Annotated in this window: 10 protein-coding genes; all 10 read left to right on the forward strand. The window is 54.8% G+C overall.

What is annotated here, in order from left to right; genetic code table 11:
- Positions 1–288: 288 nt before the first annotated feature.
- The gene (locus tag BN2684_RS13195; protein ID WP_058302652.1) at positions 289–1,350 is read left to right on the forward strand and encodes a LacI family DNA-binding transcriptional regulator; all 1,062 of its coding nucleotides are present in this window, start codon (positions 289–291) and stop codon (positions 1,348–1,350) included.
- A complete protein-coding gene (locus BN2684_RS13200; protein WP_058302653.1) occupies positions 1,350–2,027 on the forward strand; it encodes a futalosine hydrolase in 678 nt (225 codons plus the stop codon). Before BN2684_RS13195 ends, BN2684_RS13200 begins: the two co-directional genes overlap by 1 nt.
- A 2-nt stretch (positions 2,028–2,029) precedes the next feature.
- Entirely contained in the window at positions 2,030–2,860 is an 831-nt protein-coding gene (locus BN2684_RS13205) for a 1,4-dihydroxy-6-naphthoate synthase (RefSeq protein ID WP_058304539.1), read from the forward strand.
- A 59-nt stretch (positions 2,861–2,919) separates the two neighbouring features.
- Complete coding sequence (locus BN2684_RS25265; RefSeq protein WP_058302654.1) at positions 2,920–3,294, forward strand: hypothetical protein; 375 nt, start codon at positions 2,920–2,922, stop codon at positions 3,292–3,294.
- Between the two features lie 162 nt (positions 3,295–3,456).
- Entirely contained in the window at positions 3,457–4,335 is an 879-nt protein-coding gene (locus tag BN2684_RS13215; RefSeq protein ID WP_058302655.1) for a sugar phosphate isomerase/epimerase family protein, read from the forward strand.
- Between the two features lie 150 nt (positions 4,336–4,485).
- Entirely contained in the window at positions 4,486–5,418 is a 933-nt protein-coding gene (locus BN2684_RS13220; RefSeq protein ID WP_058302656.1) for a manganese-dependent inorganic pyrophosphatase, read from the forward strand.
- 187 nt (positions 5,419–5,605) lie between these two features.
- Entirely contained in the window at positions 5,606–6,634 is a 1,029-nt protein-coding gene (locus BN2684_RS13225) for a LacI family DNA-binding transcriptional regulator (RefSeq protein WP_058302657.1), read from the forward strand.
- 364 nt (positions 6,635–6,998) lie between these two features.
- A complete protein-coding gene (locus tag BN2684_RS13230) occupies positions 6,999–8,030 on the forward strand; it encodes a LacI family DNA-binding transcriptional regulator (protein ID WP_058302658.1) in 1,032 nt (343 codons plus the stop codon).
- 433 nt (positions 8,031–8,463) lie between these two features.
- Positions 8,464–9,819 (forward strand): ABC transporter substrate-binding protein, encoded by a 1,356-nt coding sequence (locus tag BN2684_RS13235; RefSeq protein WP_058302659.1) that lies wholly within the window; start codon positions 8,464–8,466, stop codon positions 9,817–9,819.
- Between the two features lie 116 nt (positions 9,820–9,935).
- On the forward strand, positions 9,936–12,875 hold the full coding sequence (locus BN2684_RS13240) for an extracellular solute-binding protein (RefSeq protein WP_058302660.1): 2,940 nt from the start codon (positions 9,936–9,938) through the stop codon (positions 12,873–12,875).
- The last annotated feature ends 2 nt before the right edge of the window (positions 12,876–12,877 follow it).

A 12,877-nucleotide genomic window follows, 5' to 3' on the forward strand; every position in this document is an offset into this window, starting at 1 on the left:
CATATCCGCCTGCCTACCCGCGTGGAGATCACGCCGCGGTGAGCGGATCGCACCACCTTCCACATTTGGACCCGTTCCGTATTGCCCGATTGGGCTGCGGACTCGGGTTCCTTTTTTATTGAAGATGTGAGAATGAGGCTATGCGGAGGAATCATTAGCGGAGAAAGCAGACGGTGGAGACGGAAAGCGAGCCGGTCGCGATTGCTCTCCGAAAGTTGATCTATGGGGTGGGGTGTTATATCTTAAAGGGAAGAAGCTCGCGGAATAAGGGAGAGGACCTGCCGCCTCATGAAAAAAATTACGATGCAAATGATTGCGGATCATCTGCAGGTGTCCAAAGCACTTGTGTCCAAGGCGCTCTCCAATGATCCGGCTGTAAATGATGGAACGAGGGAAACGATTTGGAAGACAGCGGAGGAGATGGGATACCGTTTCAAGAATGCCCGCAAAACCGGCTCCGCCTCGTTAAAAGGCAATTTAGCGGTGCTTATGCCGCGCGCGTATCTGGATGACATGGAGTATTGGGGCAAGGTGCTGCACGGCATCGAGAAGGAGCTGTCGGATCACAGCTTCAGCATGATCTTGTCGAGCATCGACCTATCGCTTCCAACGAAGGAAGGGCTGCCCTCCAGCATCTATGAACGAAAAGTGGACGGAGCCATCGTCATGGGCCATCTTCCGGAAAGCTACGTCCAGGTGCTAAAGGCTCTTCAATTCCCGTATGTGATGCTGGATGCCAACCTGACCGAGCCTTCGGTGGACCATGTGCTCGCGAACAATTTCCTGGGCGCCTTTCAAGCGGCGACTCATCTCCTGCAATCCGGCCACCGGAAGATCGGATTCGTCGGAGATGAGGATACGTCGTGGAGCTTCCGGGAGCGCAGCCGCGGATTTCGGGAGGCTCTATTCGATTACAACCGGCGGGTACCGAACGGGGCTTCCTACTGCATCATCGAGGGGATCGGGGTAAGCGGCAACGGCATGTATGTGAGCGATGATTTCGCCGCTAACCTGAAGCAGGCCGTATCCGGCGCTGAACCCGCCACCGGTTTGTTTTGCGCGAACGACCTCACTGCTTTTGAAGCGCTGAAGCTGCTGTCGGAGTGGGGAATCCGTTGCCCGGAGGACATCTCGCTGATCGGCTTCGATGACCTGACGCTAGCCGAACGAATGAGTCCCAAGCTCACGACAATCCGCGTTCCGAAGAATGACATCGGCGCTCGCGCCGCGCAGCTTATTTTGCGGCGGATCGAGAATCCGGAGGTTACGGCCGAACATGTCCTTCTCGCAACGCAACTGATTCAGCGAGGTTCTGTTGGCTTGGTTCAAGGGAAAGGAGCGCTCTCTTGATGACGATGAGCGGGAAGCTTCTTGTGATGACGGCGGTGGAGGCGGAACGAGAAGCGCTCGGAGCGCTTTCCGGCTCGGACCGGTTCGAGGTGCGGCTCGCCGGAGTGGGGCCGATCGCGGCCGCGGCCGCTACCGCCTCCATTCTGGCAGCGTCAGCACCCGGTACTTACTCGCTCGTGATGAGCGCCGGCATCGGGGGTGGGTTTCCCGGACGAGCCGAGCCGGGAGAGCTGGTCGTGGCGACGGAGACGGCCGCTGTGGAGCTGGGAGCCGAGACAGCGGAGCGAGATGAGCATGGCGGGGGTTTTCTCCCGCTGGAGGAGCTCGGCTTTGGCGTAAGCCGGTATCCGGCTGATCCAGGAACGGCGGAGCTGCTCGTCCGCCGGCTCAAGGAGGCCGGGCTGCCGGTTGTCGCCGGGCCTGTTCTGACGGTATCCACCATAACGGGAACGGCCGAGACCGCCCAGAAGCGCCTGCGGCTCATCCCGGAAGCCATAGCGGAGGCGATGGAGGGGTTTGGCGTAGCGGAAGCGGCGGGACGTTTCGGCCTTCCTTATGCCGAGCTGCGCGCCATCTCCAACCGGGTCGGCCCCCGTGATCGCAGCTCCTGGCAGATGAAGGAAGCTTTTGCCGCCTTGAGGGCGGCCAGTTTGGCGATGAAGGAGGCATTTGACTGATGTTGACGATTGCTTTTTCCCCTTGTCCGAATGATACCTTCGTCTTTCATGCCTGGGTTCACGGGCGGATTGCCGGAGCGCCGGAGCTCTCGGTGACCTATGCGGACATCGATGTGACAAATGGGTTGGCCACTCAAGATGACGGACCGGAAGTGCTGAAGGTGTCCTATGCCGCACTCCCTTGGCTGCTGGACAAGTATGCTCTCATCCCTTGCGGGGGAGCGCTGGGCCGCGGCTGCGGACCGCTTGTCCTGACGCGGGACGGCTCGTCCGATCCCGCCTATCTCTCCGGCAAACGAATCGCAGTCCCGAGCGACCTCTCCACCGCGTACTTGCTGTTTCGGCTGTGGGCCGCGCGGCATGTTCCGGGAGGCGTCGGCGAGATCGTGGTCATGCCCTTCGACCAAATCATGTCGGCCGTAAGGGATGGGGACATCGACGCCGGGCTCGTCATTCACGAGGCGAGGTTCACCTATCCGGCCTACGGCCTCACCATGCTCGCGGATATGGGGGCCTGGTGGGAGCTGGACACCGGTCTGCCGATTCCGCTCGGAGCCATTGTGGCTCGCCGGGATTTGGACCGAACTGCCATCACGGATTGGGTTCGGGCTTCCGTACGCTATGCCTGGGCTCATCCGGAGGAATCTCGTTCTTATGTCATAAGCCATGCCCAAGAGATGGACCCGCAGGTGGCGGATGCTCACATCAAGCTCTACGTCAACGAGTTCACCGAGGACTTGAGAGAAGACGGGATGCTTGCCGTTCGTGCCCTCCTTCATCGAGCTGCGGAGGAAGGGCTGGTGCCGCGGGTGGACGACAGCCTGTTAGGTTAGTGCCACTCACCGCTCGGCGATTTTGTTGCGAATGATGCTGGTGTAAGGAGGAAATGCCCGTGAAAATCGGTGTGGGTACGAATGGCTTTTTCCCTGCTTTGCAGGCGGGGGAGATGACCGTGGAGAAGATCATCAAATGGACGGCGGAGCATGGAGGAGAGCATGTCGAGATCGTTCCTCTTGGCTTCGAGCTGATCGGGATCCGGGTAGAGGCTGGTTTCGCTCGGCATCGGGCAAATTTTTACGAGGGGCGATTGCCGGTCACGGGGATCTGCCCTTGCGGGAAATCCTTCAGGCCATTAAGCATTCAGGCTATGAAGGATTGCTGTCGCTTGAATTTGAAGGCATGGAGGAATGCCGGCATGGAGTGGAGATCGGACTCGAAAACCTGCGGCGCTTGTGGGACGATTGTCTTTAACAAGGAGACCGTATAGCTTCAGAGGTCGATGCCTTTGGCAGGTTGAACGAGAGCGTGTCTTCAAACTTAGTTTGGAGCAAAATCGGAGTACATCTGTGCGTTCATCCCGTTTGATGATACGTTCTAGGTGAGCGCAGTTTATTTCAGGTAGTGTACACGGGTAAGGAGCGTGAATCGAATGGGAATTCCCAATAAAATCGGTGTGATCGTCGACAGCTTCCAGGCGGGGCTCAGCGGCGGCTTGCTGAAAGCGAAGGAAGTCGGCGCGGACGGCGTGCAGATCTATGCGGTATCCGGTGAGATGGACCCTGCGAATCTGAATACGGCGGCCCGCAAGGAGCTGCGCGACTACATCGCCTCGCTTGGTTTGGAGATCTCCGCCCTGGTCGGCGATCTCGGCGGACACGGCTTTCAGGACCAGAATGAAAACCCGTGGAAGATCGAAAAATCCAAGCGCATTCTCGACCTCGCCGTCGAGCTCGGCGCGAATGTCGTCACGACGCATATCGGCATCGTGCCGGAGGACCGGAATGGTGCGGTCTATTCGGCTATGCAGCAAGCCTGCGACGAGTTGAGCCGATATGCGAGCAGCTTGAATGCCTATTTTGCCATTGAGACCGGGCCGGAGCCTGCTCAGCATCTGCGGGAGTTTCTCGATACGCTCAGCACCAACGGCTTATCGGTCAACTTTGACCCGGCCAACATGGTCATGGTCACCGGTGATGATCCGGTTCAAGGCGTGTATACTTTGAAGGAGTATATCGTTCACACGCACGCGAAGGACGGGATTCGGCTTCGGGAGGTCGATCCTCGTCAGGTATACGGAGCGCTCGGCTACGACAAGATGGATCATGGGGTCATAGCGGATATGGCCGCGAACGGACCGAGCTTTCGCGAAGTTCCGCTTGGAGAAGGTAAGGTGGATTGGCCCGCTTACATTCAGGCGCTTCAGGACATCGGATACACCGGCTATTTGACCATCGAACGGGAAGTTGGAGCTCGTCCGGAAGAAGATATCGCAAATGCCGTCCGCTTTCTGCAACGCTTTAAAAGCTGATTGTTTGTTGCGAAGGATAACAAGCTGCTGCAAACGGGAAGTTGAAGGACCGCAGTCGAAAGGGGAAACCAAAACACGGGATGAAATTCCGTTTCCCACACGGTATAATCGGATACAGAATACTTATCTCACCTAACAAGGAGTCGGATTATGGAAAAGATTTTGATCTTTGGACACAAAAACCCGGATACGGATTCCATTTGCTCTGCTTTAGCTTATGCCGATCTTAAAACAAGCCTCGGCTTTGCCGTCGAGCCCGTGCGGCTCGGCAACATCAATGGAGAAACTCAATTCGCCCTGGATACCTTCGGCGTGGAAGCTCCCCGCCTGATCGAATCCGTAGAAGGCGCAACCTCCGGCGTCATCCTCGTTGATCACAATGAACGACAACAGAGTGCGAACGGCATCGAGAGCGTACAGGTGAAGGAAGTCATCGACCATCACCGCATCTCCAACTTCGAGACCAGCGGACCGCTCTACTACCGTGCCGAACCGGTCGGCTGCACGTCCACGATCCTGTTCAAGCTGTACAAGGAAAAGGGAGTCGCCGTTCCCGCCAAAATCGCCGGGCTCATGCTCTCCGCCATCCTCTCGGATTCGCTCCTCTTCAAATCTCCCACGTGCACGGACGAAGACCGGGCAGCAGCCAAAGAGCTTGCCGAAATCGCCGGAGTTGACGCGGAGGTTTATGGTCTGCAGATGCTGAAGGCCGGAGCGGATCTCAGCAAGAAAACGATCGCTGAGCTTCTCTCGCTCGATGCGAAGGAGTTCAACATGGGTGCAAGCAAGGTGGAAATCGCCCAAGTCAATGCGGTTGACACGAACGATATTTTGTCCCGTCAAGCGGAGCTGGAGGATGCTCTGAGCCGGACTATTCAGGACAAGGATCTCGATCTCTTCGTATTCGTCGTGACCGATATTCTGAAGAACGACTCGACCGCCCTGGTGCTCGGACGCGCCGCGCATGCGGTGGAAAAGGCATTCGGCGTAACGCTTGCCGATAACAAAGCCGTCCTGAAGGGCGTTGTTTCCCGCAAGCTGCAAGTCGTTCCCGTGCTCACCGATACTCTGATCAAGGCGTAAGCCTGAGCGGATTTGCATCCGCCGAAATGATACCAATCACCGCTTCTCCAGTCTCACGGGAGAGGCGGTTTTTTTATTGCAAGAAGAGAGAAAGCGCTTGAAATTGTGCAGAAGCCGGGCGTTATGCTACTCTTTGGAGAGGAGAGAGGGGAAGACCCCAGACTGTCGAGATAGGATGAGAGTAACGATGAAAAATAAAGTCACCATACAACAGATTGCCGACCTGACCGGCAAATCCAAATTCGCGGTTTCCCGCGCCTTGTCGGGCAAGCCGGGCGTAAGCGATGAAACGAGAGACCTGATTGTGCGCACAGCAGGGGAGCTCGGGTATTATCGGCAGCCGGATTCGAAGGAAGCGAAGGCTGTGGCAAAGGAAGTCGCGAGCGTAAAGCCCGAGCCTTCGCCTCAGCTCGTTTCTGGAGCGATCCTGGTGCTGTTTCCGAGCATACGGGTTCAGGCCCGGACATCGACCTCTTGGAGCTCGGTGTTTGAAGGAATCGCCTCACGCCTCGGTACCGGCAGCTATAATGTCCTGACGCTTACCGAGCCATCAGGTGATTCCATGTTTCAACTGTTCAATCCGGTTGCACTCAAGGGGATCATTGCCCTCGGACCGGTCTCAACCTCCAACCTGTTGGAGATGCGCAGGCTTGGCATTCCCGTCGTTATGGTGGGCCATGCAGACCCTGCCTTCCCCTGCGATATCATCACCACCGATAATTTCGCCTCCATGCGCGAATTGGTCGTTAAACTAATCAGCAAAGGCTGCCGCAGCTTTCAATTTGTGGGCGATCCGGGAGACGGAACCTCCTTCCATGAGAGAAGGCTCGCCTTCCGTTCTGTGCTGGAGGAATATGGACTCCCCTACGAACAAAATCCCGATTTGATCAGCCGAGACTCGTTGGAACAGGTCATCCCCCGCGTCCTGCGCAAGGATCGGCTGCCCGATGTATTCGTCTGCTCCAACGACGACACGGCGGCCATCGTCCTGGAAGCATGCCAGGAGCTCGGCATCGCGGTTCCCGGACAGGTCGGCGTCACGGGCTTTGATCATTCGCGCCTCGACGTGAAGCCGCTGCTCACCACCGTTCATGTCAACCTGGAGCATCTCGGGGTCCGGGCCGCCGATAAAATCCTGTGGAGAATGGGACATCCCGATTCCCATCCGGAGAAGACTTTAATCTATGCGGATCCGATCTTTTGTGAATCGGTGTAACGAAGGAAATAGGAGAATGGGATGGGGACTCGCGGTAGCGGGTCCCGGTTCGTTTGGTTATCAACCAAACGAATTCAAGCTGTTTCCTAACGTGTGCAAACAGATTGCACAGCGTCAATGAGAGGGTTTTTCAGATAGCGCTTACTCAAATGGCGATATCCGAGGGATTCCTATATTTCAAAAGGAATTATTGCGTTTTTTCATGATGCCAAAAAAAACAGTTTTACAACAAAACGTTATGTTGTAGAATAACAAATATGACGGCATAACCCTGTGATCTGCCCACAGGCATTCTCATCGGAGCAATAAGTCGAAGAGTCGCTGTCAGTCTTCCCAAAATTGCGCGAAAAATAGGATGATGATGATGCGAGGCAAAGTAACCATTCAACAAATTGCAGACTTGACCGGGGTATCCAAATTTGCTGTCTCGCGCGCACTGTCCGGGAAATCCGGCGTCAGCAGCCAGACGAGGGAAATGATCCTGCGAGCGGCCGGTCAGCTCGGGTACTTCAAGACGAGGTCCTTGTCCGAGGAAGCCGAACGGGTACAGCCGGAATCAAGGGAAGGAACAGGCACGATCCTCGTGCTCTTTCCGAATATCCGCTACCAGAACAAGGATTCTCTCTACTGGGGGCCGTTGTTTGACGGCATCTCCGCTAGACTGAACCAGAAGGGACGCGACATCCTGACGCTGACGGAGCCTTCGGGAGACCGTCTGTTTACTCTCCTCAATCCCGAAGCCATCCAGGGAATCGTGACGGTGGGGTCGATCTCCACTCCGATTCTTCTGGAGATCAAACGGCTTAACATTCCAGTGGTGATGGTCGACCATCTGGATCCGGCTTTTCATTGTGACATGGTGTTTACCGATAACCTTTCCTGCATGAGAGAGCTGATGATCAAGCTGATCAGCCGAGGGTACAAAAACTATCAATTCATCGGGAATATCCGCGATGCCCAGAGCTATTACGAGCGCTGGATCACCTTTCGGGCGACGCTGGAAGAGTTCGATATCCCCCTTAAGCAGATTCCGGTGCTCATCAGTCCCGAGATGGAAGATATTCATAAACGGCTGCCTGGCATCATCGAAGAGCACGGACTGCCCGAAGTCTTTGTCTGTGTAAACGATACAGTGGCTTCCTTCGTCATCGAGATCATGAAGTGGATCGGTGTCGATGTTCCCGGGCAAGTAGCGGTCACCGGCTTTGACAACACGTATGAGAGCTTGCCAATTCTCGCAACGGTGAACGTCAATGAAGAGCTTCTCGGACGGCGCGCGGTCGATCTCCTGTTATGGAGAAATCGCAACCGGACGACTTCCTTTGAGAAACTGCTCATTCAGGCGGATGTCATGGTAAGAGAGGCTTACTCGCTTACACGTGAAACCGTTTCCTAAAAGTGAATCGTCCGATCGAAAAAGAGAGCTTGCCCACGGGCAGGCTCTCTTTTGTTAGGTTAGGTGTAAGCGAACAACAGGATAAGATTAGGAGGGGGAGAAAGACGAATGCAGCGTTGAAAGCGATATCTTTGAGGATGTAATCGATACCAATCACTTGAATCGGCAGTGAATTGCATCGCATTTCCACTTTGTTTCAAAAAACTAGAATAATAAAGAAGAAATAAAATAAATCTTTATTGACGGAACCAGCATCCGATGTTATTATTTTTTATGTAAAACAAAACAAAAAGAATAACAAACGGTGGTGGTTATTGGTTTTGTTTTTAAACTTGTCTCAAGTCAATTTTCTTGAGGCGAGAGCGAATGATTTCGTCGGGGTCATTGTAAAATCGTACAAATGATGTTCAAAAATCAAACGGGAGGTTTATTCATGAAAAAGATGAAAGTGCTTACAATTTTGCTTGCAGGCATGATGCTTTCGCTTTCGGCTTGCGGCGGCAAAGAAGCATCCCCAAGTGCATCTCCTTCTGAAAACGCTACCAGCCCCAGCGCATCGACTGCGCCGTCCGCTACGGCTACTCCGGAACAAGTACCGGATCTCGGCGGTCGCGTCATCAAGGTATCCGCATGGTGGGATCTGAAGCCGGCTGGCAACACGGCAGGTGAGAAGGCCCGTCTCGAAAAGATCGCTGAGGTTGAGAAAAAATACAACGTTAAATTTGAATTTGTGAATGTTCCGTTCGAAGAATACATGAACAAGTTCACGACCACGGTACTGGCCGGCGAACCATTCGCCGACATCGTGCAAATGGAATATAAATCTGCTCTTCCCGCAATCGTAAAGGGCCAATTGCTCCCGGTCAGCGAGTTCACCACTCCGGAGAACAACATCAACAAAGAACACAATCTGCTGGAAAAGCTGCCGTCAATCGCAGGCGGAGAGTACGCTTTCGACAATCCGGTTGTGCTCGGACTCGGCATGCACTACAACCGCGACGTGTTCAAGAAGCTCGGTCTTCCGGACCTGCAAGAGCTGTATGCCAAGGGCGAATGGAACTGGGATAAATTCCTCGAAATCGCCAAGCAAGCAACGAAGGACACCGACAACGACGGCAAGATCGACGTTTGGGGCTTCTCCGGCTGGTCTCTCGATATCGTCCGTCATCTGACGGTTGCTAACGGCGGCGTGACCGTAGACGCTACGAACAAGAAGGAAGGCCTCTCGGATCCCAAGACGATTCAAGCGCTTGAGTTTGTCAACAAGATGTATAACGTCGACAAAGTCGTGAAGGTAAAGACCGGTAACAAAATGGATTGGAATGAATCCAACACCTTTAAAGATGGCGACGTAGCGATGTTCACCGCTGCTGAATGGATGCTTCCGGATACCAAGTTCGACTTCGGTGTCGTCCCGATGCCTCAAGGCCCGAGCGGAAGCAAGGAAGCTACTTATGCCAACACCGCGCAATCCGGTAAGTTCATCCCGAAAGGCGTGAAGGATCCGAAGCTTGTCTATCAAATCTTTGAAGAAACGTTCGATATTCCTCCGACGGAAGAATACGCCGGTCAAGATTATCTGGAAAGCCTTTACAAACACCAAGAAGATATCGACATGGTCCGCCAGCACATCGCGAAAACCGGCGTGACTACCTTGGATGACGCTTATCCGGACTATCCGACGTACGCATTCATTGAAGATGTTCTCGTGAAGAACACATCGGTAACCGCTGCTGCTGAGAAATACAAGCAACAAGCGCAAGCGGCGATCGACAAGCTGGGACAATAAACCAAAAAAAGGTCATGTCACAATGGGGATGTCGTGGAGACCTCCCCATTGTGTTTGATCAGAATTCGGATCATGAGTAGCCGCGGAGAATAGCGGTGTGTGAGAGGGGGACTAGCATGAGCGGGAAGAAGCGGCGTTTTCATAAAGCAGGAAAATTCTTGACCGTGTGGCTGGCGATCGGACTTCTGATGCCTACCAGCGGTCACGTTCTCTATGCAGAGGGATCGACGAAAACCGCAGCAAACGGACAGACGACCACCGCAAGCGAGCCGGATCTGACGGTTGCGCAAACGGGCATCGCCTATAGTCAATATCTGAAGCAGTACAGCGCCATGCCACGCCCCAACCGGGAGATTGTCCTGGAGGCGGGAGAACCGGGTGTGGTGGAAGGAACCGATTTTAAGAAGCTGGAAAACTATGAGGGCCAGTCGGGAACCTCTCTTTATACAGGAGAGACGGGAAAAGCGGAGTGGACCTTCCAGGTTGATGAGGAGGGTCTCTACAATATCTCGGCTCTCTATTTCCCCGTTGAGGGAAAAAGCTCGGCGATCGAACGCTCCCTGCTGATCGATGGGGCTACTCCCTTCGAGCAGGCCAAGTATTTGCAATTTGATCGTGTCTGGGGCAATGAGAAGGATGCGGTAGAGCAAGACAACCAAGGCAATGACCTTCGTCCGAGACAGGTGGAGCATCCCGAATGGAGGGAAGGACTCCTCAAGGATTCGGATGGTTATGAGGTCGAACCGTTTCTCTTTTATTTCACGAAAGGGCAGCATACCTTGACGCTCGTCTCAACACGCGAGCCGATGGTCATCTCCCAGATCAAGCTGTACCAGGAAGATTCGCCCCTGCCATACGAGAAAGTGCTCGAACAGGCGAAAGCGAATGGAATGACGGAAACGAGCGGTCAATCCATTGTGATTGATGCGGAGAAGGCGATTGCCAAATCGTCTCCAACCTTGTATCCGCAAAGCGAGCGCTCCAGCTCCGCTGTCACCCCCTACAGTGCCTCTAAGGTACGCATTAACACCATCGGCGGCTACAACTGGCGTCTGCCGGGCCAATGGATCGAGTGGGAATTCGAGGTCACAGAAGACGGGCTGTACAACTTGTCGTTCAAGACGCAGCAGAACTTCGTCCGCGGTATTTACTCGACCCGCAAGCTGACCATCGACGGCAAAGTTCCCTTTGAAGAGGTGAAAGAGGTCGCCTTCAAGTACAAGAGCGGCTATCGCCTCGACAAGTTGGGCGGAGATGAGCCTTATCTGTTCCCGCTCATGAAGGGCAAGCATGTTCTCCGCATGGAAGCGACGCTGGGCGAGTTCGCCCCTCTGATCGATGATGTCAAAACCAGCCTTCTGAACCTGAACTCCATGTACCGGAAAATCCTGATGATCACCGGGTCCACGCCCGATGAAGTCCGGGACTACCGACTGGAGATGCAAATTCCGGACCTTTTGACGACCTTTGAGACCGAAAAGGAACGCCTCCAGACGACGGCCAAGAAGCTCGTCGAGCTGTCCGGGCAGACCGGCGATCAGGATGCGCTCCTGAAGACGATGGTCCAGCAGCTGGATGAAATGATCAAGAAGCCGGAGACGATTCCCCGCCGGCTGACCGCCTACAAGACCAATACCGGCGGGCTCGGTACCTGGCTCCAGCAAGCTCGGGAAATGCCGCTGGAGTTCGACTCGATCTACATCACTTCGACGGATAAGAAGCCGCCTACGAAGGGCATGAGCTTCTTCTCGAAGCTAAAGCATGAAGCAGGCACGTTCCTCTATTCCTTCTTCATCGATTACAGCCAGATCGGGAACGTTTCGGAGAACAGCGAGGATGCCAAATCGATCACGGTATGGATCGGTAGCGGTCGTGACCAAGCCAATACGATCAAAGCGATGATCGACGAATCCTTCACTCCGAAGACCGGTATCAGCGTAAACCTGAAGCTGGTCAATATGGGCACGTTGCTGCCCGCTACCTTGGCCGGCAAAGGCCCGGATGTCGCGATGCAGATCGGGAATGATCTTCCGGTCAACTATGCGATGCGAAACGCCGCAGCGGATCTGACCCAGTTCCCGGATTTCCAAGAGACAATCAAAGCCTTCCGGGATAGCGCGATGGTTCCGTACACGTATCGCGACGGGGTGTATGCCTTGCCGGAAACCCAAACCTTTAACATGCTGTTCTACCGCAAGGACGTCCTTCAGGAGCTTGGCCTCAGCGTTCCGCAGACGTGGGATGATGTCGCCAACCTGCTCGCGGTTTTGAACAAGAACCATATGGATCTCGGGCTGCCCGTCGTCGCGCAGGCGCCGAACCAATGGACCAACCTGCAGCCGAACTCCATGCTTGCGACGCTGCTGTTCCAGAATGGCGGTCAATTCTACAAGAACGACGGGGAAGCCTCCGATCTGGATTCAAAGATCGGCATCGAGGCGTTCAAGCAATGGACGGAGTATTACACCGATTACAAGCTGGAGCGCGAATATGACTTCGCGAACCGCTTCCGTACCGGCCAGATGCCGATCGGCGTAGCCGACTATACGGTATACAATCAGCTCGTCGTCTTCGCGCCGGAAATCCGCGGCCTGTGGGGCTTTGCTCCTGTGCCGGGAACGCTCCAGGCGGACGGATCGATTCGCCGGGATGTCCCGGCCGGCGGCAGCGGCACGCTCATGCTCGAGCAGGCCAAGGATAAGGAATCGTCCTGGGAGTTCATGAAGTGGTGGACGAGCGAAGAAGCACAGACTTTGTTCGGCCGCGAAATGGAAGGACTTATGGGAGCGGCTGCTCGTTATCCGACCGCTAACATCAACGCGCTCGACAGCCTGCCTTGGCCGACGGAAGACTACAACAACCTGAAAGCCCAGTTCGAATGGGTTCGCGGCGTTCCGGAAGTTCCCGGCGGTTACTTTACCGGCCGACATCTCTTCAATGCCTTCTATAAAACCGTTGTCGGTCAAAAAGAGGCGCGAGAGACACTCATGGACTACATTCAGTACATCAACGACGAAATCCGCAACAAGCGGGAAGAGTTTAACATTACGCCGTAAGG

The organism is Gorillibacterium timonense, from assembly GCF_001457415.1.
Classification (GTDB): Bacteria; Bacillota; Bacilli; order Paenibacillales; family NBRC-103111; genus Gorillibacterium; species Gorillibacterium timonense.